The sequence below is a fragment of the Microbacterium rhizomatis genome, from assembly GCF_008710745.1.
GTDB lineage: Bacteria > Actinomycetota > Actinomycetes > Actinomycetales > Microbacteriaceae > Microbacterium > Microbacterium rhizomatis.
In genome coordinates, this window is record NZ_VYSA01000001.1 from 338428 (window position 1) to 361386 (window position 22959).

The following is a 22959-nucleotide window of genomic DNA, read 5'->3' on the forward strand; positions in this document are numbered from 1 at the left end:
CGCTCGGTTCAGGCGAACTCGTCGTCGGCGTCGTGCTCGGTGACGACCTCGCCGTCCGCGTCCTGTCGCACCACCACACCCGTGTCGAGTTCGGCGCGTGCGCGATTCTCCAGCCACGTCAGCGTCCACCGCGGCGCGGGTGATCCGTCCGTGCTCGTCAGGACGACCGCGTCCACAGCGGCGATCGCGTCGCGGAGCGCGACGGGCACCGCAGCCGGAGGGGTCTGCCCTGCCGTCCACCGGGTTCCCAGCTGCATCAGTTCTCCTCCGCCGGCGCGAGCTCTATGCCGGTCACGGTCAGTTCATCACCCTCGGTGAAGGTGAGCCGAGCGATCCGCCCGACCGCTCGCAGATCGCCTTCCGCGAGCAGCAGAGCGGCCAGTGCGGCGGGCGGTGCGGCGATGGCGGCGATCGACACCGGGGTCTTCTGCGATGCCTTGGCCTCGGTCTTGGCGCGACGGATGCTGATCAGCGCCGCGCTCGCGACCGAGAGGACGGCGGGGTCACCGTCGATGCCGAGCGGCGTCGGCCACGGCGACGTGTGCACCGAGCCCTCGTTGAACCACGACCACGGCTCTTCGGTGGCGAAGACGAGCACGGGGGCGAGCAGTCGCAGCAGCGTCGACAGCGCGATCCGCAGTGCGAGTGCGGCGGAGGCCTGTCCGACGTCGGCGCGGTCGTAGGCACGCTCTTTCACGAGTTCGAGGTAGTCGTCGCAGAAGGTCCAGAAGAACTGCTCCGTCACCTCGAGCGCGCGCGCGTGGTCGTAGGCATCCAACGCCTTCGTGGCCTCGGCGATGACACCGTCGAGGGTCGCGAGCATCGAGGCATCCAGAGCGTGCGTCACCTCCGCACCTCCGGGCACGGGGAACGACAAGACGAATTTCGCGGCGTTCAGTACCTTGATCGACAGCCGTCGCCCGATCTTGATCTGCGTCGGGTTCTGCGGGTCGAAGGCGGCGTCGGTGCCGAGCCGCGAGGACGCCGCCCAGTACCGCACCGCATCCGAGCCGTGCTGCTCGAGGATGTCGGCCGGGGTCACGACGTTGCCCTTCGACTTGGACATCTTCTTGCGGTCGGGGTCGACGATGAAGCCCGAGATCGCAGCATCCGTCCACGGGGCGCGATCGTCTTCCAGCGCGCTGCGCAACATGGTCGAGAAGAGCCACGTGCGGATGATGTCCTGACCCTGCGGTCGCAGGTCGAAGGGTGCGACGAGGTTCCAGAGCTCGGCATCCCGTTCCCACCCGCCCGCCAATTGCGGCGTGAGGGACGAGGTCGCCCACGTGTCGAGGATGTCGAGCTCGGGCTCGAACCCACCGGGGACGCCGCGCTGCGCAGCGCTGTACCCGGGGGGCGCATCCGTCGAAGGGTCGACCGGGAGCTGCGCGGGATCCGGCACGAGGACGCTGCCGTCGATCCGCTCGCCGTTCTCATCGAGGCCGTACCAGACGGGGATCGGCACGCCGAAGAAGCGCTGTCGCGAGATCAGCCAGTCGCCGGTGAGCCCGCCCACCCAGTTCTCGTATCGCACCCGCATGAAGTCGGGATGCCACGACACGTCGCGCCCGAGTGACAGCAGGCGCTCACGCAGGTCGGCGTCGCGCGCTCCGTTGCGGATGTACCACTGGCGCGTCGAAACGATCTCGAGCGGGCGGTCGCCCTTCTCGTAGAACTTGACGACGTGCGTGAACGGCTTCGGGTCGCCGATGAGCTCGCCCGACTCCTGAAGCAGTTCGACCATGCGCTTCTTGGCGCTGAACACCGTCTTTCCGGCGAGCTCGGCGTACGCGGTCAACCCCGCCTTACTCGAGATGGCGTCCGGCGCATCGGGGAGAATGCGGCCGTCGCGCCCCAGGATCGTGCGGTTGGGCAGATCGAGCTCACGCCACCAGATGATGTCGGTGACATCGCCGAACGTGCAGATCATGGCGATTCCGGAGCCCTTGTCCGGCTGGGCCAGGTGGTGGGCCAGCACGGGCACGTCGACGCCGAACACCGGGGTGCGCACCGTCGTTCCGAACAGCGGCTGGTAGCGCTCGTCGTCGGGATGCGCGACGAGGGCGACGCACGCCGCGAGCAGTTCGGGGCGCGTCGTCTCGATGAACACGTCGTCCGCAGGCCCGTGGAATGCGAGGCGGTGATACGCGGCGGGCTGCTCGCGGTCTTCGAGCTCGGCCTGAGCGATCGCGGAGCGGAAATCGATGTCCCATAGCGTGGGAGCCAGCGACTGATACGCCTCGCCGCGCTCGAGCCCTCGGAGGAAGGCGAGTTGTGACGTGCGGATCGTGTCGCTCGAGATCGTGCGGTACGTCTGCGTCCAGTCGACCGACAGGCCGAGTGTGCGCCAGAGAGCTTCGAATGCCTTCTCGTCCTCGACGGTGAGCGTTTCGCAGAGCTCGATGAAGTTGCGGCGGCTGATCGCGATCTGATCGGCCGCGCGCGAGCTCTTGTTGTCGCCGCCCTCGAAGGGCGGGGTGAATCCGGGATCGTAGGGGAGCGACGGGTCGCAGCGTACGCCGTAGTAGTTCTGCACACGGCGCTCGGTGGGCAGGCCGTTGTCGTCCCAGCCCATCGGATAGAACACGGTTTTGCCGCGCATCCGCTCGTAGCGCACCTTCACGTCGGTGTGGGTATACGAGAAGACGTGACCGATGTGGAGCGATCCCGACGCGGTCGGCGGGGGAGTGTCGACCGAGAAGATGCCCGCGCGCCCGGCCTGGGCGGCACGGAGCCGGTCGAACAGGAAGGTGCCATCGGCATCCCACTTCTGCGACCATTTCGCTTCGAGACCCTCGAGGGCGGGCTTGTCGGGGATGTGCGCGTCGGTCATGGCGTCTCCTGCGATATGTGCGGCACGGTGTGTGCGTGCCTGAGTGTGGAATGTCGCTCCATTGTACGGGGCGACACGGCGCGATCAGGGGGCTCAGTCGCGCACATCGACTCCGGCGGCGATCGCGAAACCACGCGCGAGGTTCTCGACCTGGCGTTGTGTCATCGTCGCCCCGCGCAGAGCGGCCATGTCGAGGAAGTGCAGGGCTTCGAGTCCCCGCAGATCGAGGTTCTCGATCCGCCATCCTCGGTTGTCGATCTCATCGGCGCGGCATCCCTCGAACGCCGCGCGCCGAAGCGTCGACTGCGGTGCGTCCAGCGCACCGATGATGCAGTCCGCGAACAGCACGTCCGACACCGTCGAACCCGAGAGGTTCAGGTAATCGATGCGGATGCCGCGCAGCTCGACCCCCGTCAGTTCGGCACGTGAGAGGTCGAGGGTGCCGATGCGGCCGCCGGTCACGCGCACGGTCTGCCACCGGGACTCGCGGAACGACGCGTCCACCGCCCTCAGATCCTCGATCGCGACGTCGGTCAGGGTGGCACCGCTCAGCGTGAGCGATCCGACATCCGCTCGGCGGATGACGCTCTCGACGATGTGGGCCGTGCGCGCATCGACGTCGCCCGTCAGATCGTCGAGCGATCCGGCGTGCACATCGCCGCGCGGTTCGAGGCGGGCAGGCCGGAGGTGCGGAGGCAGGTCGGGCGCCGCAACACGCGGAGGCAGAGGGGTGACGGGTCGTGCCATCCCCTCACGCTACGCGTCTCACGCGCGTCCATCTGCAGGGTGGGATGTGACGGATGGGGCAGACGGGGCGCGTGCGATGCCGCTCGGGCACGTCTCCCTGCGCACGGTCGGACTCGCGGCGCGGGGTCGCGGGATCGCGGCTAGAATCGACGCACGAGCATCGATCCGGCCATCACCGGGGAGCTCTCGGAAGAACCGGGCGCGAGTCCTCAGTAGAACCGAGCGGGGCAGGCCCGTCACAGCCGCAGTGCAAGAGGGTGGATGCCGAGGCATCCGCCAAGCGGGGTGGTACCGCGGTTCTCTCATCCGGAGAGTCGTCCTCGCAGGAAGCATCGCAACCTGCTGGAGTGACATGAGCTACCCGAAATCCGCATTCGGTCCCGCCGCGGATGGCACCGCCGGGGGAAGTACCGCCGTGCATGACGTCGTGCCGAGCCCGCGCTTCCCGGCGATCGAGCAGGAGGTCCTGGCCTTCTGGGAGGCGGACGACACGTTCCGCGCCTCGATCTCGCAGCGCGAGGGCGCGCCCGAGTGGGTGTTCTACGACGGACCACCCTTCGCGAACGGACTCCCGCACTACGGGCATCTGCTCACCGGTTACGCCAAGGACCTCTTCCCGCGTTTCCAGACGATGCGGGGCAACAAGGTCGACCGCGTCTTCGGGTGGGACACCCACGGTCTGCCGGCCGAGCTCGAGGCGATGAAGCAGCTCGGCATCACGGAGAAGGCCGAGATCGAGCGAATGGGCATCGCGACGTTCAACGACAAGGCCCGGGCGTCGGTGATGGAGTACAGCGCCGAGTGGCAGGACTACGTCACGCGTCAGGCGCGGTGGGTCGACTTCGAGCGGGGCTACAAGACGCTCGACACCACCTACATGGAGTCGGTGCTCTGGGCGTTCAAGACGCTGTACGACAAGGGCCTCGCCTACGAGGGATATCGCGTGCTGCCCTACTGCTGGCGCGATGAGACGCCGCTCTCGAGCCACGAGCTGCGCATGGACGACGATGTGTACAAGATGCGGCAGGACCCGTCCGTGACCGTCACCTTCCCGCTCACGGGTGTGAAGGCCGAAGCGCTCGGGCTCACTGCGGTGCGGGCACTCGCCTGGACGACCACGCCGTGGACGCTCCCGACGAACCTCGCCTTGGCGGTCGGCCCGAGCATCCGATACGTCGTCGTCCCCGGCGGACCCGAGGGTGCGGCCGACGTGCATCGCGACGACGAGTACGCCGAAGCCGAGTCGCACCAGTACCTGCTCGCCGAGGAGCTCCTCGGCGGGTACGCGAAAGACCTGGGGTACGAGTCGCCCGAGGCCGCGCGTGCCGCCGTCGTCAAGACGGTGCTCGGCTCGGACCTCGCGGACGTCACCTACGACCGGCTCTTCGACTACTACGCCGATGCCGAGACGTGGGGAACGCAGAAGGCCTGGCGCATCCTGGTCGACGACTACGTCACGACATCCGACGGTACGGGGATCGTGCACCAGGCTCCCGCCTACGGCGAGGACGACCAGCGGGTCACCGAGGCCGCCGGCATCCCGCTCATCATGAGCCTCGACGACGGCGGGCGCTTCCTTCCCCAGGTCGCGGACGTGGCGGGGGAGCTCTGGATGGACGCGAACACGCCCCTCATCCGCCTGCTCCGCCGAGACGGCCGGCTGCTCCGTCAGGCCAGCTACGAGCACTCCTACCCGCACTGCTGGCGATGCCGGAACCCCCTCATCTACAAGGCCGTGTCGAGCTGGTTCGTGCGGGTGACCGACATCAAAGACCGGATGCTCGCCAACAACGAGCTGATCACGTGGGCGCCCGAGAACGTCAAGCACGGCCAGTTCGGCAAGTGGCTCGAAGGCGCCCGCGACTGGTCGATCAGTCGCAACAGGTACTGGGGCTCGCCGATCCCCATCTGGAAGAGCGACGATCCCGCCTATCCGCGCGTCGACGCCTACGGCTCGCTGGCTGAGATGGAGAAGGACTTCGGGCGCCTCCCGATGAACTCCGCGGGCGAGGTCGATCTTCATCGCCCGTACATCGACGAGCTCACCCGCCCGAATCCCGACGACCCGACCGGCCGGAGCACGATGCGCCGCATCGAGGATGTGCTGGACGTCTGGTTCGATTCGGGCTCCATGCCGTTCGCACAGGTCCACTATCCGTTCGAGAACCACGAGTGGTTCGACGAGCACGCACCCGCGGACTTCATCGTCGAGTACATCGGGCAGACGCGCGGCTGGTTCTACCTCATGCACGTCCTGTCGACGGCGCTGTTCGACCGCCCGGCGTTCACCGGAGTGTCGTGCCATGGCATCGTCCTCGGCAGCGACGGCCAGAAGATGTCGAAGTCGTTGCGAAACTACCCGGACGTCTCGGAGGTTTTCGACCGCGACGGCTCGGACGCGATGCGGTGGTTCCTGATGTCGTCGAGCGTCCTGCGCGGGGGCAACCTCGTCGTGACCGAAGAAGGGATCCGGGCGGGAGTGCGGGAGTTCATGCTGCCGCTCTGGAACGCGTGGTACTTCTTCTCGACCTACGCCAACGCGGCCGGCGGCCAGGACGGCGAGGGCTACGAGGCGACCTGGCGCACAGATTCCACCGATGTCCTCGACCGGTACATCCTTGCGCTCACCGGCGAGCTCGTCCGCGAGGTCGCCGCCGATCTCGAGCGGCTCGACTCGACGACGGCTGCTGCGCGGCTCCGCGACTTCGCCGAAGCGTTGACGAACTGGTACATCCGGCGCTCGCGCGACCGGTTCTGGGTCGGCGTCACGGCCGACGCCGACTCGACACAGGCCTTCGACACGCTGTACACGGTGCTCGAAACCGTGACGCGCGTGGCGGCACCGCTCATTCCGCTGATCTCCGAGCGGATCTGGCAGGGGCTGACCGGTGGCCGGAGCGTTCACCTCGAAGGCTGGCCCGATGCCGGCGCGTTCCCCGAGTCGGCCGATATCCGTACGGCGATGGATGCCGTCCGCGAGGTCTCGTCGGTCGCCAACGCGTTGCGCAAGCGCGAGGGCAAGCGCGTGCGGCTGCCTCTCGCGAGACTGACGGTCGTCCTCTCGGATGCGGCATCCCTCGCGCAGTTCGACGACATCCTGCGCGACGAGCTCAACGTCAAGACCGTCGACCTGGTCGAGCTGGAGTCGGGCGCCGCCGCGGAATACGGCATCACCCACCGGCTGTCGGTCAACGCGCGCGCCGCCGGACCACGCCTGGGCAAGCGAGTGCAGCAGGTCATTCAGGCGGCCAAGGCGGGCTCGTGGACGGACGAGGGGGGAGTCGTCACGGCGCACACCGCCGAAGGGTCGATCGCCCTGGAGCCGGGGGAGTACGAGCTCGTTCTCGAGACGACCGGCCGACCGGACGGAGAGGCCCTCGCGGTTCTTCCTGGTGATGGATTCGTGCTGCTGGACACGGCGACGACCCCCGAACTGGAGGCGGAGGGGCTCGCCCGAGACATCATCCGCGCCGTGCAGGACACGCGAAAGGCGGCCGGTTTCGACGTGAGCGACCGCATCCGCCTCGACCTGCTCTTCGCCCATGAGGGCGATGGCGACCAGGTCGCGTCGGCGTTCGGCATCGCCGACGTGGCGGGCGAGACGCTTTCGCTCGAGCACCGCGTGCAGGTCGTGGGGCGCGACGTGCCCATGCCCGTCGATGCGCCGCCGGACACATGGCATCCGGTCGTGTTCGGAGCGCTGCCCGAGCACGTCACCTACGTCCCCGCCGGTACGTATGCCAACGAGGGCGGCTTCCATGTCGCCGTCACGCGAGTGAGGCGCGCCGTATGAGCGATCGCGATCGCGCGGATGCGGTCTACGCCGCGCTGCTCGCCCGCCAGGGCGAGCAGTGGGTCCAGCCCAGAGTGGAGCGAACCCGCCGCGTGCTGGAGCTGCTCGCCGATCCCCAGCGCACGTATCGCGTCGTGCACGTGACGGGGACGAACGGCAAGACGTCGACGAGTCGGATGATCGAGAGCCTGATCCGCGCCCACGGCCTGCGGACCGGGCTGTTCACGAGCCCGCACCTCGAGCGATTCACCGAGCGCATCATGATCGACGGCGAACCGGTCGCCGATGCGGCCGTGGCCGACGCGTGGGACGAGATCGAGCCGTTCGTGGGGCTCGTCGACGCCGAGCTGGAGGCTGCGGGCGATGCCCCGCTCACCTTCTTCGAGCTCCTGACCGTCCTGGCGTTCGTCGCCTGCGCCGACGCGCCCGTCGACGTCCTCGTCCTCGAAGTGGGGATGGGCGGGGCGTGGGACTCGACGAACACCGCCGACGGCGACGTCGCGGTGTTCGCGCCGATCGACCTCGATCACGCCGACCGCCTCGGCGACACGATCGCCGAGATCGCCACGGTCAAGTCCGGCATCATCAAGGACGGGGCGGCTGTGGTCTCGGCTCGGCAGGATGCTGCGGCCGAGGCCGTCCTCCGGGCAGCGGCCGCCGCCCACGGTGCGACGATCGCCTTCGAGGGCGCGGAGTTCGCCCTCACCGCCGACACCCTGGCCGTCGGTGGCCAGCTGATCAGCGTCCGAGGACTCGCGGGAACCTACGACGAGGAATACTTGCCGCTGTACGGCGCGCACCAGGGTTTCAACGCGGCGCTGGCGATCGCAGCCGTCGAATCGCTCATCGGGGGAGCGGCGCAGCCGATCGCGGGCGACATTCTCGCGGAGGGCCTGAGCAACGCCACCTCGCCCGGGCGACTGCAGCTGGTCGGTATCGACCCGACCGTGCTGGTCGACGCCGCCCACAATCCGCACGGCGTCCGTGCCCTCACCACCGCCCTGGGCGAAGCGTTCGACTTCGACGAGTGGGGCATCGTGCTCGGCGTGCTGGGCGATAAGGACGCCGCCGGAATCGTGGCGGCGATCGCTCCATCGGCCGCGCACGTGTTCGCGACGGCCCCCGCGTCCGAGCGCGCGAGCGACCCCGATCTCCTCGCGGATCTCGCTGAGGCGGCGGGCCTTGCGGTGACGGTGCACGGTGACCTGGATGCTGCAGCCGAAGCCGCCCGGGAGTGGGCGGCCTCGGGTGACCGCCGCGCCGTGGTGATCGCCGGGTCGGTGGTGCTCGCCGGTGAGGCGCTGACGCTGTCGAGCGCCCAGGACTGGAAATCGGGGTGGAGCGCGTGAGCGCATCCGCCGATCCTGCCGACCCGACGGGGGGCGCCGATGCGCCGAAGCCCCGTCGACCTCGCCGCGCCCGTGGGGCCGCCGAGTCGCTCGGCTCGATCGTCCTCGCGGCCGAGGCGGTGATCGTCTTCCTCGGCGGGCTCGTCGTGTTCGGGCTGCGCGCACTGCCCGACGCGATCGAGCCGTGGTGGGGAGTCGTCGGCGGGACCGTGCTCGCGATCGTGATGTTGCTCACGGGCGGCGTCCTCCGGCACCGCTGGGGGATCGTCCTGGGGTGGGTGCTCCAGGTGATCGTCGCGCTGGCGGCGTTCCTGGTCCCCGCCTTCCTGATCGTGGCACTGATTTTCGGTGGCATGTGGGCGTATGCGACGATCAAGGGAGCGTCGCTCGACGCGCGGAATGCGCGACTCGCGCAGGATCCCGGCATCCCGAACGGAGACTGAACATGGCCACCGAAGAGACTCTCGTCCTGGTGAAGCCGGATGGCGTGGCGCGGGGCCTCACCGGCGCGATCCTCGCGCGGATCGAGGCGAAGGGCTATGCGCTCGTCGACATCAAGCTGGTCGAGCCCGACCGCGACGTGCTCGAACAACATTACGCCGAGCACGAGGGAAAGCCCTTTTACGAGCCGCTTCTGGAGTTCATGCTCTCGGGGCCGTCCGTGGCGATCCGGCTCGCCGGCAACCGCGTGATCGAGGGATTCCGCTCGCTGGCGGGAACCACCGATCCCACGACGGCGGCGCCGGGCACCATTCGCGGCGATTTCGGGCGTGACTGGGGGCTCAAGGTTCAGCAGAACCTCGTGCACGGCTCCGACAGCCCCGAGTCGGCCGCCCGCGAGCTCGGGATCTGGTTCTAGAACAGCGAGCCGAGCACGTCCAGCCGCAGCTGGGCGATGATCGCGATGATCGCGTAGGTCACCACAGTCATCAGCGGCACCCAGCTCATGAGACGCTCCGCGCCTCGCCGCACGCCGGCCGAAGCGGGCACGATCCCCGCGCGGAACAGGTGGATCGTCACGGCGTAGAACGTCGGGATCGTGACCGACCAGGTGAGCATGCACCAGGGGCACAGCGTATTGAGGTCGAAGATGCTCTGACTGATGAGCCAGATCACGAAGCCGATGGCGAACAGCATCCCGAGCTCGAAGAGCAACCAGAACCAGCGCGCGAACCGTGCCCCGGCGAGGATCGCGACGCCGACCACGATCGGTGCGACCCAGCCCGCGAGACCCAGGATCGGATTCGGGAAGCCGAACACGGAACCCTGCCACGACTCGAGATTCTTGCCGCACTGGACGAGCACGCTCAGGTTGCATCCGAGTACGGCGTCGGGGTTCTTCAACAGCGCGAACCGGTCCATCGTGAGCGCGAACGCGGCGATCCACCCGATCACACCCGCGATGATCAGCCAGATGGCGAGCACGGTCGGTCGGGTGTGGGTCTGCTGCTGAGGCATGCCTCGGATTATGGCACTGCGCGCTATGGGCGCGCCCCGACGTGTCCGGCGCGCACTCGTCGGTCGAAAGTGCGATAATGGTCGTCGATGCTCTGCGGCCGCGCCGCACTCCGCATCACACGAAGACTTCGGGGCGACGAGAGCCCCTGGCAGCATGAGCCCGTGAGCCGGCTGCAGACCGAGATGAGTTCGCGGCAGCGAGACCCGCCGTCGCACGAGATTTTGCCGGGCGACGCGCGGTGCGTCCGCAGGGAGTACGCCAGTGATGGCCGAAGACACCAATGACCAGACAGAACCCGAGAACACGCCGGATGCTGCGCTTCCCGCGCCGGATTCCGTCGAGCCTCTAGAGCCGGACGCCCCGGCTGCGCCCGAGGCACCGTTCACCGAGCCCCTCGAAGGTCCGGACATCGAGATGCCCGAGGGGCCGTCGCCCACAGAACCGCACACCTCAGACGACGCGTCTACGGGTTCCCCTGCCGAGATCGCGGCGGAAGGCGCTATCGAGTCGCCCGCCGAGACGACTGTCGAGAGCCCCGCCGAACCCGAGGTCATCACCGCCGTCTCGCTGGGACTTCTGCCCGAGGTGTTCGTGTCGACGGTCTCCACGCAGCTGCACTTCTACGCTCCCGAGTTCGCCGCACTCCCTCCAAAGCCCGAGCCCGCGGTCGTCGTCGACGACGCGGCGCCAAGCAGTGCGCGCCGGCGCAACCGTCGTCGCGGGGGAGCAGAAGGCCGCGACGAGGCATCCGATCAGCCCGCAGCCCCGCCGCGCCAGCGCGCTGTCGAGCTGATCACCGAGCCGCAGCGGATCAAGGGATCCACCAGGCTCGAGGCGAAGAAGCAGCGCCGCCGCGACGGACGTGAAGCCGGACGACGACGCACTGTCGTGACGGAGGCGGAATTCCTCGCCCGGCGCGAGGCCGTCGACCGCGTGATGATCGTGCGCTCGAAGAACGGTCGCGTGCAGATCGCGGTCCTCGAAGACAACGTGCTCGTGGAGCACTACGTCGCCCGCAACCAGGACGCGTCACTGATCGGCAACGTCTACGTCGGACGTGTCCAGAACGTGCTGCCGAGCATGGAGGCCGCCTTCGTCGACATCGGCCGCGGCCGCAACGCCGTGCTGTACTCCGGCGAAGTCGACTGGGACGGGGTCGAGACGGGCAATCAGCCGCGCCGCATCGAGCTCGCCCTCAAGTCCGGTGACCGTGTGCTGGTCCAGGTCACGAAAGACCCGGTGGGGCACAAGGGGGCGCGACTGACGAGCCAGATCTCGCTGCCGGGCCGCTACCTGGTCTACGTGCCGGGCGGCGCGATGAACGGCATCTCGCGCAAGCTCCCGGATACCGAGCGTGCGCGGCTCAAGAAGATTCTCAAGGAGGTGCTTCCCGAGTCATCCGGCGTGATCGTGCGCACCGCGGCCGAGGGCGCCACCGAGGATCAGCTCACCCTCGACGTGCAGCGCCTCACTTCGCAGTGGGAGCACATCAGCGCGCAGATCGAGTCGATCTCTGCGCCCGCGCTGCTGCACTCCGAGCCCGACCTGCTGGTCAAGATCGTCCGCGATGTCTTCAACGAAGACTTCACGAAGATGCTCATCCAGGGTGACGAAGCCGAGCAGACGATCTCGAGCTATCTCGCCAGCGTCGCTCCCGATCTGCTCGAACGCATCGAGAAGTACGAGGGCGATGCTGACCCGTTCGACGCATTCCGGGTCACGGAGCAGATCGAGAAGGCGCTGGACCGCAAGGTCTGGCTGCCGTCGGGCGGTTCGCTCGTGATCGACCGCACCGAGGCCATGACCGTCGTGGACGTCAACACCGGCAAGTTCGTCGGCACCGGCGGCAACCTCGAAGAGACCGTGACCAAGAACAACCTCGAAGCCGCGGAAGAGATCGTCCGGCAGCTCCGTCTGCGCGACATCGGCGGCATCATCGTGGTCGACTTCATCGACATGGTGCTCGAATCCAACCGGGACCTCGTGCTGCGGCGCCTGGTCGAATGCTTGAGCCGTGACCGCACCAAGCACCAGGTCGCCGAGGTCACATCGCTCGGTCTCGTGCAGATGACCCGCAAGAAGCTCGGTCTGGGCCTCCTGGAGACCTTCAGCGAGCCGTGCGAGGTCTGCGCGGGCCGCGGGGTCGTCGTGCACCACGACCCCGTCGCCCGCCATCGCACGCAGGGGGTGTCCAACGGCCCCCAGGGTGGGGGGCCGCGCCGCCCGCGGGCATCGCAGCCTTCCGGGAACGGGGCCGGCAACGGCGGCACGCACATGATCACGGAGGGTGTGAAGTCGGCGCTCGCGCAGATCGCGGCATCCACGATCCATTCCCCGCAGGACGAGGCTCCCGCGGCGGAGGCACCGGCCCCCGTCGCGCCCGACGAGGTCGAGCGCCCGAAGAAGGCCCGCAAGAAGCGCCCGTCGCAGTCGTCCCCGCGCACCGAGAAGGAGCAGCTGCTCGACACGGTGCTCAATGCGCTGCCCGAGCCGAAGGCACCGGGTCAAGGGCGCTCGCGGAGCCGCCGCGTGACCACGGCGGGGCTCAGTGGCACGCCCGTCGTCCACACCCCGACCGCGGACTGACGACCGTCCGGCCTGCGCTCAGAGTCCGCGACGTTCGCGGGCGGTGATGCGCAGGCCCGAGGCGATCAGGGCGCGCACGAGCGCATGCCCGTCGACGTGGCGCGCACCCGCCGCCACCATGCGCGCGTGCGACTCCTCGGGGATGTCGTAGTGGTCGCGGTCGAATCCGCGGCGCGGAATCCCGTTCGCGTCGGCGAAGGCGTGCAGTTCGTCGAGGCTCGCGTCGCTGATCAGGTGCGCCCAGAGGCGTCCGTGCGCCGGCCACCGCGGATCATCGATGAGAATGGACACGTCGTGATGCTACCCATGGCGAGCCGTGCACAGGCCCGCCACGACACGCGGGTGGCGCTCCTTTTGCGCCTGGGTGAAGCATCCGGTAAAGTATTCCTTTGGTGCGTCGACGACACTCTTGCTTCCGCACCGAGTCTTGCTCAGGCATTCGGAGCCGCGCGCTCCCCGAAGAAACAGGTATGAAGTGGTCTACGCAGTTGTGCGCGCCGGTGGCCGGCAGGAGAAGGTCGAGGTCGGCACGATCGTCGTCCTCGATCGTCAGTCCGCGAAGATCGGCGACTCGATCGAGCTTGCCGCAGTGCTCCTTGTCGACGGCGATGCCGTGACGACCGACGCCGACAAGCTGGCGAAGGTCACCGTGACCGCCGAGGTCCTCGGCGAAGAGCGCGGCCCCAAGATCGTGATCCAGAAGTTCAAGAACAAGACCGGGTACAAGAAGCGCCAGGGGCACCGTCAGGACCTCACGCGCGTCAAGGTCACCGGCATCAAGTAACCGGAAGAGACTCAGGACATGGCACACAAAAAGGGCGCAAGCTCCACCCGTAACGGTCGTGACTCCAACGCTCAGCGCCTCGGCGTGAAGCGTTTCGGCGGCCAGAAGGTGCTCGCCGGCGAGATCATCATCCGCCAGCGCGGTACTCACTTCCACCCCGGCGCCAACGTGGGCCGTGGCGGCGACGACACGCTGTTCGCTCTGGCTCCCGGCGCTGTCGAGTTCGGCACCAAGGGCGGCCGGAAGGTCATCAACATCGTGACGGCAGCCGCGGAGTAATCCGAGGTTCACACAGCTTTCAGCGGAGGGGGCGGGCTTCGGCTCGCCCCCTTCTGTTTCCGCTCCATCACCCCACGAAAGTCAGGAGAAGCGCATGGTCACATTCGTAGACCGCGTGACGCTGCACCTGCGCGCGGGCAAGGGCGGCAACGGCTGCGTCTCGGTCAAGCGCGAGAAGTTCAAGCCGCTCGCCGGTCCTGACGGCGGCAGCGGCGGCAACGGCGGCGATGTGGTGCTGGTCGCCGACCCGCAGGTCACCACCCTGCTGTCGTACCACCATTCACCGCACCGCTCGGCCGGCAACGGCGGCTTCGGCATGGGCGACCATCGCTCCGGCGCGATCGGCGAGTCGATCGAGCTCCCCGTTCCGGTGGGCACCCTCGTGAAGGATGCGGACGGCCAGACCCTGGTCGACATGATCGAGCCCGGCATGCGCTTCGTTGTGGCGCCCGGCGGCATCGGGGGTCTGGGCAACGCGACGCTCGCGACACCCAAGCGCAAGGCCCCCGGCTTCGCTCTGCTGGGAACACCCGGCTGGGAGGGTGACGTCCAGCTCGAGCTCAAGACGGTCGCCGACGTCGCTCTGGTGGGTTTCCCGTCCGCGGGCAAGTCCAGCCTCGTGGCGGCCATCTCTGCGGCGCGGCCGAAGATCGCCGACTACCCGTTCACGACCCTGCACCCCAATCTGGGGGTGGTGCAGGCCGGCGACATCCGCTTCACCGTCGCCGACGTGCCGGGTCTGATCGAGGGCGCCAGCGAAGGCAAGGGTCTCGGGCTCGAGTTCCTCCGTCACGTCGAGCGCTGCACCGCACTCGTGCACGTCCTGGATTGCGCGACGCTGGAACCCGGGCGCGACCCGCTGACGGATCTCGACGTCATCCTCGCCGAGCTCGCCGCCTACCCCGTTCCCGAGGGCCAGGTTCCGCTCCTGGAGCGCCCGCAGCTGATCGCCCTGAACAAGGTCGATGTGCCGGAGGGGCGCGACCTCGCCGAGCTCGTCCGGCCCGATCTCGAAGCGCGCGGCTTCCGCGTCTTCGAGATCTCGACGGTGAGCCACGACGGCCTGCGTCAGCTGACGTTCGCCCTCGCCGACATCATCGCCCAGCATCGCGCGCAAGAAGCGCTCAAGCCGGTGCAGGAGCGCGTCGTGATCCGACCGCGCGGCGCGAAGAAGGAGTTCACGATCCGCGTCGAGGGCGGTTCGTACGGCGACATCTATCGCATTCTCGGCGAGAAGCCGGTCCGATGGATGCACCAGACCGACTTCCAGAACGAAGAGGCCGTGGGTTACCTCGCCGACCGACTCGACAAGCTGGGCGTCGAGACGGAGCTCTACCGCGTAGGCGCCGCCCCCGGCGCCACGGTCGTCATCGGCGAGGGCGACGGCGTCGTCTTCGACTGGCAGCCCTCGCTGTCATCGGTCGCCGAGCTGATGACCGCTCCCCGCGGAACCGATCCCCGTCTGGTGCAGAACCCGCGACGCACGACCTCCGAACGGCGTGAGCGCTACCACGAGATGATGGATGCCAAGGCTGAAGCCCGCGCCGAGCTCAATGCCGAGCGCGGGGCGGTGTACGTCGACGAAGAGGATCCCGAGTGACGACTCTGACCCGTGAGGGGATCCGTGCCGCGCGGCGCGTCGTCGTCAAAGTGGGATCTTCGTCGATCAGCGGTGAGAACGCCGGCAAGATCCAGACGATCGTGGAAGCGCTGACCGTCGCTCACGGCCGCGGCACCGAGGTGGTCCTCGTCTCGTCCGGTGCGATCGCCACGGGTATGCCCTTCCTCGCTCTGGACGCGCGACCGAGCGACCTCGCCACACAGCAGGCGGCGGCCGCAGTCGGCCAGAACGTCTTGATCTATCGCTACCAGGACGCTCTGCGCCCCTTCGGGATCGTCGCGGGCCAGGTGCTCCTGACCGCAGGCGATCTGGAGAATCCGACGCATCGCTCCAACGCGCGGCGGGCCATGGAGCGGCTTCTCGGGCTTCGCATCCTCCCGATCGTGAACGAGAACGACACCGTCGCCACGCACGAGATCCGGTTCGGGGACAACGACCGCCTGGCGGCGCTGGTCGCCGAGCTCATCGGCGCCGACGCGCTCGTGCTCCTCAGCGACATCGAATGCCTCTACACGCGCCCCCCCGGTGAGCCGGGCGCGATCCCCATCGATCGGGTGGCGTACGGCGACGACCTGCACGGGTTCGAGTTCGGCTCCGTCGTCGTCAACAGCGTCGGCACCGGGGGAGCGGCGACCAAGGTGTCTGCGGCGCGGGTGGCCGCAGCATCCGGTGTCGGGGTTCTGGTCACCAGTGCCGATCTGGTCTCGCGTGCCCTTGACGGCGACGCGATCGGCACCTGGTTCGACCCGAACCCCGAGCCGGGTGCGCCGTCCGCCACGGGCCCGATCCGAACGGCCGCGGGCACGCCTCTCCCCGCCGATACACTGGGCCGATGACGACCACGACCACGACGGCACAGGAGCGGATGCTCCTGGCGAAGACCGCCTCGCGGCAGGTGGGGCTCCTCTCCGACGCAGCCAAGGCCTCGGCGCTGCGGGCGATCGCTTCGGCGATCGAAGCCGCTGCGGGCGAGATCGTGACGGCGAACGCCGACGACATCGAGCGAGGCCGCGCGACGGGGCTCTCGACGGCGCTGCAGGATCGCCTGCGCTTGGATCAGGGCCGCGTCGCCGCGCTCGCGCAGGCCGTCCGCGACGTTGCGGACCTGCCCGATCCCGTCGGGCGGGTTCTCGATGAGCGGGTGCTCGCAAACGGAGTGGGCCTGCAGAAGGTGTCGGTGCCGTTCGGTGTCGTGGGGTCGATCTACGAAGCACGACCGAACGTGACGGTCGACATCACTGCTCTGGCCCTGCGATCGGGGAATGCCGTCGTGCTCCGCGGTGGCTCGGCTGCCGAATCCACCAATCGCGCGCTCGTCGCCGTGATGCGCGGAGCGCTCGCGCACGAGGGCATCGACCCCGAGGCCGTTCAGACGGTCGATGACTTCGGTCGCGAGGGCGCTCGCGAGTTGATGCACGCCCGCGGCATCGTCGACGTCCTGGTTCCGCGCGGCAGTGCGCAGCTGATCGAGACGGTGGTCACCGAATCCACTGTCCCGGTGATCGAGACGGGCGCAGGGATCGTGCACATCGTGCTCGACGAGACAGCCCCGCTGGAGTGGGCGCGCGACATCGTCGTCAACGCGAAGGTGCAACGCCCCAGCGTCTGCAATTCCGTCGAGACGGTTCTGGTGGTGCGTGGCGCAGCTGAGCGCCTCGTCCCGCCCGTGGTCGCTGCGCTGCACAGTGCGGGCGTGACCGTTCACGGCGACGAGCAGGTCTCCCGCCTCGCGGACGGAATCGTCCCCGCGACGGACGAGGACTGGGCGACGGAACACCTGAGTCTCGACATCTCGGTGCGAATCGTGGACGACCTGGATCAGGCGTTGGCCCACATCCGGCAGTACTCGACGCACCACACCGAGTCGATCATCACCCAGGACGGCATGAACGCGGATCGATTCCTCGCCGAGGTCGACTCCGCGGTCGTCATGGTCAACGCATCGACGCGCTTCACCGACGGCGGCGAATTCGGCTTCGGCGCGGAAGTGGGCATCTCCACCCAGAAGCTGCACGCCCGCGGACCCATGGGGCTCGCCGAACTGACCAGCACCAAATGGCTCGCGCGGGGTGCCGGGCAAGTCAGGGCGTGAGCGCCTAAACTGGTCGAACCCGCACGTCAACGAACCCGAAACGGAATCCCGATGACCTTCGCCACGATCCTCGTCCTCGCCGCTGAAGAGGGGCACGGAAACGTCGCGCTCGAGACCGTCGGCTTCGGGATCACCGCGATCGTCGTCTTCGCCGCCCTCGGTCTCGTGACACTCTCCTACCGCCATGTCGCCAACCGACACCCGCACAAGGCCGATGCGTACGCTCGAGCGCAAGCCAACGACACGCACGAAGCGGGGCACGGCCACTAGGTCGACCGTATGACCTCGACGAAGGCTCCGAGGATCGGGGTCATGGGTGGCACGTTCGATCCCATCCACCACGGACACCTCGTGGCGGCGAGCGAGGTCGCTCAGAACTTCGACCTCGATGAGGTCGTGTTCGTGCCGACCGGCCGCCCGTGGCAGAAGCAGGACGTGACCGAGAGCGAGCACCGCTACCTGATGACGGTGATCGCGACAGCATCCAATCCGCAGTTCACGGTCAGCCGCGTCGATATCGATCGCGACGGCCCCACCTACACGATCGACACACTGAAGGACCTCAAGGCACAGCGTCCCGATGCCGAGCTGTTCTTCATCACCGGCGCCGACGCCGTAGCGCAGATTCTCAGTTGGAGGGATCATGATGAACTGTGGGAACTGGCCCACTTCGTCGCCGTATCCCGCCCTGGTCACGTGCTGAGCACCGCGGGGCTTCCCAGCGATGATGTGAGTCAGCTCGAGATCCCGGCGCTGTCGATCTCATCCACGGATTGCCGAAAGCGCGTGCGCAAGGGCCATCCTGTCTGGTACCTCGTTCCCGACGGGGTCGTCCAGTACATCGCGAAGCATCACCTCTACCGGAGCAAGGCATGAACCAGCAGACGGACAACCAGCCGCTGACCCGCAAGCAGATGCGGGAGATCCGCAACACCGCGTCGAACCCGATCGTCACGGGCGATGGGCCGGGTCCCCAGGAGGAGACGGCGGGGGCGGCGGATTCCCCGACGACCGATGCCGCTGTGCCGACCGCACGCGACGCCTCCGAGGAGTCGCCTGCCGCGGATGCCGTACCCGTCGCACCGCTCGCACGGGCCGCCGAGCCCGTCGTCGTGGCTCCCGCTCCCGCACCGGACGCGAGCGTCGACCTGGGAGTTTCGCCCCTCACACGCCGCCAGGCCCGCCAGCAGGAGCGCATCCGCACCGCGTCGGTGCCGGTCATCACCCCCGAGGTGCTCGCCGCGAGCGCGGCAGCGGCGCCTGCCGTGCCGGCCGACCGTCCCCTCGAGGTCGCGGATTCCACATCGGAGGACTCGACACCGGATGCGGCGGCCGAAGTCTTCGCAGAGGCTCCTGAGGCCGACCGGCCGATTGTGAATCCTCAGTTCGGCTCGGAGCTTCTCTCCGGTGAGCCGGTGACTTCTCCGGCGGTACCGGCGTCCTTCGATCAGCTCATCGCACGCGAGAGTGCCGCGTCGGGGTCGATAGCCACGCCCAACGCCTTGATCCTCTCCCAGGGCGAGGGAGCGCCGCTCATGTCGCCGATCGCCGCGACCGGCGAGGTGCTCATCACCGGCACGTTCGCTCTCCCCGAAGGACTCGGATCGCAGGGGCACGTGCCCGGCGCAGCGGACGGCCGTGAGGCGGATGCTGTGCTCATCGACGGTGAGCTGCCGGCGCATTCGTCGCCCACGCCGATCGCCGCGAGCGCTGCGATCAGCACGGTGAAGACCAATGGCGAGATCATCCGTCCGCCTGCCCCCGAAAAGGGAAACCGACTCATGCTCACGCTGGCGATCACGGCGGGCGTTCTCGCCCTCGCGCTGGTGGGCGTCCTGATCCTGGCTTTCGCCACGGGAGTGTTCAGATAGTGGCTACCGAGAACTCGCGCACGATGCTCAACATCGCCGCCACCGCCGCAGACGCCAAGGGCGGGGAGGATCTCGTCGCACTGGATGTGTCGGGGCCGCTTCCGCTCGTCGACATCTTCCTGCTGGTGACCGGGCGCAACGAACGCAACGTTGCGGCGATCGCCGACGAGATCGAGGATCGTCTCCTCGAAGCCGGTCACAAGCGTCTGCGCCGGGAAGGACGCAACGAGGCGCGCTGGATCCTGCTCGACTTCGGTGACCTGGTCGTGCACGTGTTCCACGAGCAGGAGCGGATGTACTACGGCCTGGAGCGCCTGTGGAAGGACTGCCCCGTCGTCCCCATCGAGCTCGCAGCGCCCGCCGAAGCGACAGGCGCGTAACCGACCCCTCGACCTCGGCGCCGGTTCGGCACCGACCGCCGGATGTAGTAATCTTGTGGGGTTGCCCCGCGCGAGCGAGGGCAGCGAAACGGGCCTGTGGCGCAGCTGGTAGCGCACCTGCATGGCATGCAGGGGGTCAGGGGTTCGAGTCCCCTCAGGTCCACCGTGTGATGAGTCGCTTCTCGGCGACACGATGAAGCCCCGGCCACCCGCCGGGGCTTTCGTCGTATGCAGCGGCGGATCGCGCCGAAACACGGGATCGCGCCGAAGCACAGCGGCGCGCGAGCCTGTTTCGGCGAGGGCCCTTGCCTGGACCACGGAGCATGTGTGTGTAAGCGCGACTTCGGGTTTCGACCGCTCCGGACGGCGTGGCCAGTACGGTGAGAGCGTGAACTCCGCTCCACGGTGCCCCCACTGCCGGCACTTCCTCTACCTGGACATGCTGATCTGCCCCAACTGCGAGGCAGAAGTCGCGTACAACCTGGTCACCCGCCAGTTCCACGGACTTCGCCGTGGTCAAGTGCAGATCGGAGAGACGACCTGGTACGCCTGCTCGAATCGTGCGTGGGACTGCAACTGGCTCGTGCGCGAAGACGCGCCGAACGGCAAGTGCCTGTCGTGCCGTCTCACGCGGCGTCAGCCGGATGCCGACGACACGATCGCGATGGAGAAGCTCGCGAAGACCGAGCAGGCGAAGCGGCGCCTGATCCTGCAGCTCGGCGACCTCGGCCTGCCGATCTCGCCCTGGTACACGAAGCGGGGCGGCCTCGGCTTCGATCTGCTTTCGAGTCTCTCGTCGGGGCAGCGCGTGATGATCGGCCACGCGAACGGCATCATCACGCTCGATCTTGCGGAGAGCCTCGACGATCGACGCGAAGCGCTGCGCGTGCGGCTGGGCGAGCCGTACCGGACGATGCTCGGCCACCTGCGTCACGAGGTCGGGCACTACTACCAGAACGTCTTGATCACCGACGACGAGACGTGGCGCCGATGCCGCGCGCTTTTCGGCGACGAACGCTCGAGCTATCAGGATGCGCTGAAGCGGCACTATGCCAACGGTGCCCCCGACGACTGGCGCGACACGTTCATCTCGGAATACGCGACGATGCACCCCTGGGAGGACTTCGCCGAGAGCTTCGCGCACTACCTGCACATCACCGGCACGCTCGCCACGGCAGCATCCATCGGCATCCATCTCGATGCGAGCGCGACCAATCTGCGCGACACCGACGTGATCCCGCTCGAGAGCTATCAGGACGAGGCGGTGAACCTGCTCCTGTCCGACTGGGACTGGATGTCCGAGGCGTTCAACCGCATCAACCGATCGATGGGGTTCGGCGACCTCTATCCGTTCGACCTCGTCGCCCCGGTCAAGCGGAAGCTCGGCTTCATCCACGATCTCGTCACGCGCGCCCCGCTCACCAGGGAGGAGCAGGCAGCGGTCGCCTGGGCGGCGCCCATGCTCGAGGAGGAGCCGACATGACCTCCTTCTCACGCGGCCAGCGGGTGATCGGAGCATCGCCCCATTACGTGCTGAACCAGCCTCCGTTCCGGACGGAGATCGACGAGTACGCGCTCAACACCCCGCTCGTCGACGCGGTGCAGGCCATGGGAGCGGGATGGGCGGATGCCGACCTCCGCGAGGCCGGGACGCTGGTCGGTTCGACCTCGTTCCAGCAGGACGCGCATACCGCGAATGTGCACACTCCCGTCGCGTATTCGCACGATCGCTGGGGATTCCGACTCGACGAGGTCGAGTACGACTCCTCGTACCATCGCGTGATGTCGGCCGCGGTCGCGCGCGGCGCGCACACGTCTGCGTGGGCCGAACCGCGTGAGGGCGCGTCGGTCGCGAGGGCGGCGATGTTCATGCTCTTCGCGCAGGTCGAACCGGGCCACGCGTGCCCCGTGTCGATGACGCACGCCGCTGTCGCGTCGATCAAAGACTCGCCCTGGGTCGCGGACGAGTGGCTCCCGCGGGTGTACTCGCGCGAGTACGAACCGCGGCTGCTGCCGAACGAAGAGAAGAACAGTGCGCTGATCGGCATGGCGATGACCGAGAAGCAGGGCGGTTCAGACGTCCGCGCCAACACGACGACCGGTGTGCACATGGGCGGACACTCGTACCAGATCACGGGTCACAAATGGTTCTGCTCAGCGCCGATGTCGGACGGGTTCCTGGTGCTCGCGCAGACCCGCAGGGGCAACACAGCGGAGGGGCTCTCGTGCCTGTTTGTTCCGCGGCTCCTCCCGCGCGGGATGCGGAATGTCTTTCGCATCCAGAAGCTCAAAGACAAGCTGGGCAACCGGTCGAACGCGTCGGCCGAGGTCGAATTCGACGGCACGGTCGGGATGCTGGTGGGGGAGCCGGGCCGCGGAGTTCGCGCGATCATCGAGATGGTGCAGCGCACGCGTCTGGACTGCGTGCTCGGTTCGGCGGCGGGTATGCGGCAAGCCGTCGCCGAGGCGACGTGGCATGCGCGCGGTCGGGAGGCCTTCGGCGCGAAGCTCGTCGATCAACCGGCCATGACCGCTGTCCTGGCGGACCTCGCTCTGGAGGCCGAGGCCGCGATGCTCACGGGCCTGCGGCTCGCCCAGCTCTTCGAGTCGGACGCGGGCGACCGCGATGTGGCCCTCCGGCGCCTCGCGACGCCGGTGTCGAAGTACTGGGTGAGCAAGCGCGGGCCCCACCACGCCTACGAAGCGCTCGAATGTCTCGGAGGCAACGGCTATACGGAGACCTTCCCGCTTGCCCGCCGCTATCGCGAGCAGCCCGTCATGGCGATCTGGGAGGGGTCCGGCAACATCATCGCCCTCGATGTGCTTCGCGCGCTGACGCGGGACAACGAGTCGACGCTGGCGTTCGCCAACGAGCTGGACTCGACCAAGGGCGCGTCCCCGCTGTTGGACGCGCATGTCGACCGGACGCTGCGTCTGCTCGATGAGCTCGCGGGCGCCGAACCGTCCGAGGCGCAGCGCGACGCGCGTCGCCTCAGCGAGTGGCTCGCTCTGGCTTTCCAGTCGTCCCTCATGCTGCGGCACGCGCCCTCGCTCGACGCCGAGACGTTCATCGCGGTGCGCCTCGGCGAGGACCGGGCCGCGCAGTACGGGGTGCTTCCGCGCGGGACGGATGCCGCTGCGATTGTCGCGCGGCACTGAACCCGC

Annotated in this window: 21 protein-coding genes and 1 tRNA gene; 17 read left to right on the top strand and 5 right to left on the bottom strand. The window is 68.2% G+C overall.

The window, feature by feature from the left end:
- Positions 1 to 8 precede the first annotated feature (8 nt).
- From F6B43_RS01685 to F6B43_RS01695, 3 genes are all read right to left on the bottom strand, one after another.
- Positions 9 to 257, bottom strand: coding sequence for a hypothetical protein (locus F6B43_RS01685; RefSeq protein ID WP_150447202.1), 249 nt, complete (start codon positions 255 to 257; stop codon positions 9 to 11).
- On the bottom strand, positions 257 to 2833 hold the full coding sequence (gene valS, locus F6B43_RS01690) for a valine--tRNA ligase (RefSeq protein WP_150447203.1): 2577 nt from the start codon (positions 2831 to 2833) through the stop codon (positions 257 to 259). The genes F6B43_RS01685 and valS overlap by 1 nt, the downstream gene beginning before the upstream one ends.
- Before the next feature lie 93 nt (positions 2834 to 2926).
- Entirely contained in the window at positions 2927 to 3580 is a 654-nt protein-coding gene (locus F6B43_RS01695; protein ID WP_150447204.1) for a pentapeptide repeat-containing protein, read from the bottom strand.
- A 352-nt stretch (positions 3581 to 3932) separates the two neighbouring features.
- Between F6B43_RS01695 and ileS the strand changes: the two genes are divergently transcribed.
- The 4 genes from ileS to ndk are packed head-to-tail and all read left to right on the top strand — an operon-like array spanning position 3933 to position 9581.
- Positions 3933 to 7373, top strand: coding sequence for an isoleucine--tRNA ligase (gene ileS, locus F6B43_RS01700; protein WP_150447205.1), 3441 nt, complete (start codon positions 3933 to 3935; stop codon positions 7371 to 7373).
- Positions 7370 to 8722, top strand: a complete 1353-nt coding sequence (locus F6B43_RS01705) for a bifunctional folylpolyglutamate synthase/dihydrofolate synthase (protein WP_150447206.1) — start codon at positions 7370 to 7372, stop codon at positions 8720 to 8722. Before ileS ends, F6B43_RS01705 begins: the two co-directional genes overlap by 4 nt.
- Positions 8719 to 9165, top strand: coding sequence for a DUF4233 domain-containing protein (locus tag F6B43_RS01710; protein WP_150447207.1), 447 nt, complete (start codon positions 8719 to 8721; stop codon positions 9163 to 9165). Before F6B43_RS01705 ends, F6B43_RS01710 begins: the two co-directional genes overlap by 4 nt.
- A 2-nt stretch (positions 9166 to 9167) precedes the next feature.
- Positions 9168 to 9581, top strand: coding sequence for a nucleoside-diphosphate kinase (gene ndk / locus F6B43_RS01715; RefSeq protein ID WP_150447208.1), 414 nt, complete (start codon positions 9168 to 9170; stop codon positions 9579 to 9581).
- On the opposite strand, the gene F6B43_RS01720 is transcribed toward ndk, so the two are convergent.
- Entirely contained in the window at positions 9578 to 10180 is a 603-nt protein-coding gene (locus F6B43_RS01720) for a vitamin K epoxide reductase family protein (protein ID WP_150447209.1), read from the bottom strand. The genes ndk and F6B43_RS01720 overlap by 4 nt on opposite strands.
- A 265-nt stretch (positions 10181 to 10445) precedes the next feature.
- Here F6B43_RS01720 and F6B43_RS01725 point away from each other — a divergent pair, with 265 nt between their 5' ends.
- On the top strand, positions 10446 to 12767 hold the full coding sequence (locus tag F6B43_RS01725) for an Rne/Rng family ribonuclease (protein ID WP_150448355.1): 2322 nt from the start codon (positions 10446 to 10448) through the stop codon (positions 12765 to 12767).
- A gap of 18 nt (positions 12768 to 12785) precedes the next feature.
- On the opposite strand, the gene F6B43_RS01730 is transcribed toward F6B43_RS01725, so the two are convergent.
- Positions 12786 to 13058 (bottom strand): DUF4031 domain-containing protein, encoded by a 273-nt coding sequence (locus F6B43_RS01730; protein WP_150447210.1) that lies wholly within the window; start codon positions 13056 to 13058, stop codon positions 12786 to 12788.
- Positions 13059 to 13242: 184 nt separating this feature from the next.
- Here F6B43_RS01730 and rplU point away from each other — a divergent pair, with 184 nt between their 5' ends.
- The 12 genes from rplU (at position 13243) to F6B43_RS01790 (ending at position 22953) form a co-directional block, all read left to right on the top strand.
- Entirely contained in the window at positions 13243 to 13551 is a 309-nt protein-coding gene (gene rplU, locus F6B43_RS01735; protein ID WP_211367981.1) for a 50S ribosomal protein L21, read from the top strand.
- An 18-nt stretch (positions 13552 to 13569) separates the two neighbouring features.
- Positions 13570 to 13830, top strand: coding sequence for a 50S ribosomal protein L27 (gene rpmA, locus F6B43_RS01740; RefSeq protein WP_150447211.1), 261 nt, complete (start codon positions 13570 to 13572; stop codon positions 13828 to 13830).
- A 94-nt stretch (positions 13831 to 13924) separates the two neighbouring features.
- Positions 13925 to 15430 (top strand): GTPase ObgE, encoded by a 1506-nt coding sequence (gene obgE, locus F6B43_RS01745; protein ID WP_150447212.1) that lies wholly within the window; start codon positions 13925 to 13927, stop codon positions 15428 to 15430.
- Positions 15427 to 16287 carry a glutamate 5-kinase gene (proB, locus tag F6B43_RS01750; protein ID WP_150447213.1) on the top strand — a complete coding sequence of 287 codons (861 nt, stop codon included), beginning with the start codon at positions 15427 to 15429 and terminating at the stop codon, positions 16285 to 16287. The genes obgE and proB overlap by 4 nt, the downstream gene beginning before the upstream one ends.
- Positions 16284 to 17543 carry a glutamate-5-semialdehyde dehydrogenase gene (locus F6B43_RS01755; protein WP_150447214.1) on the top strand — a complete coding sequence of 420 codons (1260 nt, stop codon included), beginning with the start codon at positions 16284 to 16286 and terminating at the stop codon, positions 17541 to 17543. Before proB ends, F6B43_RS01755 begins: the two co-directional genes overlap by 4 nt.
- A 51-nt stretch (positions 17544 to 17594) precedes the next feature.
- A complete protein-coding gene (locus F6B43_RS01760) occupies positions 17595 to 17813 on the top strand; it encodes a hypothetical protein (RefSeq protein ID WP_150447215.1) in 219 nt (72 codons plus the stop codon).
- A 9-nt stretch (positions 17814 to 17822) separates the two neighbouring features.
- Positions 17823 to 18419: a nicotinate-nucleotide adenylyltransferase gene (nadD, locus tag F6B43_RS01765; RefSeq protein WP_150447216.1), complete on the top strand. Its 597-nt coding sequence runs from the start codon at positions 17823 to 17825 to the stop codon at positions 18417 to 18419.
- The gene (locus F6B43_RS01770) at positions 18416 to 19414 is read left to right on the top strand and encodes a hypothetical protein (RefSeq protein ID WP_150447217.1); all 999 of its coding nucleotides are present in this window, start codon (positions 18416 to 18418) and stop codon (positions 19412 to 19414) included. Before nadD ends, F6B43_RS01770 begins: the two co-directional genes overlap by 4 nt.
- Positions 19411 to 19794, top strand: a complete 384-nt coding sequence (gene rsfS / locus F6B43_RS01775) for a ribosome silencing factor (RefSeq protein ID WP_150447218.1) — start codon at positions 19411 to 19413, stop codon at positions 19792 to 19794. Before F6B43_RS01770 ends, rsfS begins: the two co-directional genes overlap by 4 nt.
- 90 nt (positions 19795 to 19884) lie before the next feature.
- Positions 19885 to 19957 (top strand) — tRNA-Ala (locus tag F6B43_RS01780).
- Between the two features lie 225 nt (positions 19958 to 20182).
- On the top strand, positions 20183 to 21277 hold the full coding sequence (locus tag F6B43_RS01785) for a zinc-binding metallopeptidase family protein (protein ID WP_246159745.1): 1095 nt from the start codon (positions 20183 to 20185) through the stop codon (positions 21275 to 21277).
- A complete protein-coding gene (locus F6B43_RS01790; protein WP_150447220.1) occupies positions 21274 to 22953 on the top strand; it encodes an acyl-CoA dehydrogenase family protein in 1680 nt (559 codons plus the stop codon). The genes F6B43_RS01785 and F6B43_RS01790 overlap by 4 nt, the downstream gene beginning before the upstream one ends.
- Positions 22954 to 22959: the final 6 nt, after the last annotated feature.

Excerpts from the sequence above, each read along its gene's own strand:
- F6B43_RS01685 (WP_150447202.1), bottom strand. The coding sequence starts at position 257 with ATGCAGCTGGGAACCCGGTGGACGGCAGGGCAGACCCCTCCGGCTGCG.
- valS (WP_150447203.1), bottom strand. The coding sequence starts at position 2,833 with ATGACCGACGCGCACATCCCCGACAAGCCCGCCCTCGAGGGTCTCGAA.
- F6B43_RS01695 (WP_150447204.1), bottom strand. The coding sequence starts at position 3,580 with ATGGCACGACCCGTCACCCCTCTGCCTCCGCGTGTTGCGGCGCCCGAC.
- ileS (WP_150447205.1), top strand. The coding sequence starts at position 3,933 with ATGAGCTACCCGAAATCCGCATTCGGTCCCGCCGCGGATGGCACCGCC.
- F6B43_RS01705 (WP_150447206.1), top strand. The coding sequence starts at position 7,370 with ATGAGCGATCGCGATCGCGCGGATGCGGTCTACGCCGCGCTGCTCGCC.
- ndk (WP_150447208.1), top strand. The coding sequence starts at position 9,168 with ATGGCCACCGAAGAGACTCTCGTCCTGGTGAAGCCGGATGGCGTGGCG.
- F6B43_RS01720 (WP_150447209.1), bottom strand. The coding sequence starts at position 10,180 with ATGCCTCAGCAGCAGACCCACACCCGACCGACCGTGCTCGCCATCTGG.
- F6B43_RS01725 (WP_150448355.1), top strand. The coding sequence starts at position 10,446 with ATGGCCGAAGACACCAATGACCAGACAGAACCCGAGAACACGCCGGAT.
- rpmA (WP_150447211.1), top strand. The coding sequence starts at position 13,570 with ATGGCACACAAAAAGGGCGCAAGCTCCACCCGTAACGGTCGTGACTCC.
- obgE (WP_150447212.1), top strand. The coding sequence starts at position 13,925 with ATGGTCACATTCGTAGACCGCGTGACGCTGCACCTGCGCGCGGGCAAG.
- F6B43_RS01755 (WP_150447214.1), top strand. The coding sequence starts at position 16,284 with ATGACGACCACGACCACGACGGCACAGGAGCGGATGCTCCTGGCGAAG.
- F6B43_RS01760 (WP_150447215.1), top strand. The coding sequence starts at position 17,595 with ATGACCTTCGCCACGATCCTCGTCCTCGCCGCTGAAGAGGGGCACGGA.
- nadD (WP_150447216.1), top strand. The coding sequence starts at position 17,823 with ATGACCTCGACGAAGGCTCCGAGGATCGGGGTCATGGGTGGCACGTTC.
- F6B43_RS01770 (WP_150447217.1), top strand. The coding sequence starts at position 18,416 with ATGAACCAGCAGACGGACAACCAGCCGCTGACCCGCAAGCAGATGCGG.
- F6B43_RS01790 (WP_150447220.1), top strand. The coding sequence starts at position 21,274 with ATGACCTCCTTCTCACGCGGCCAGCGGGTGATCGGAGCATCGCCCCAT.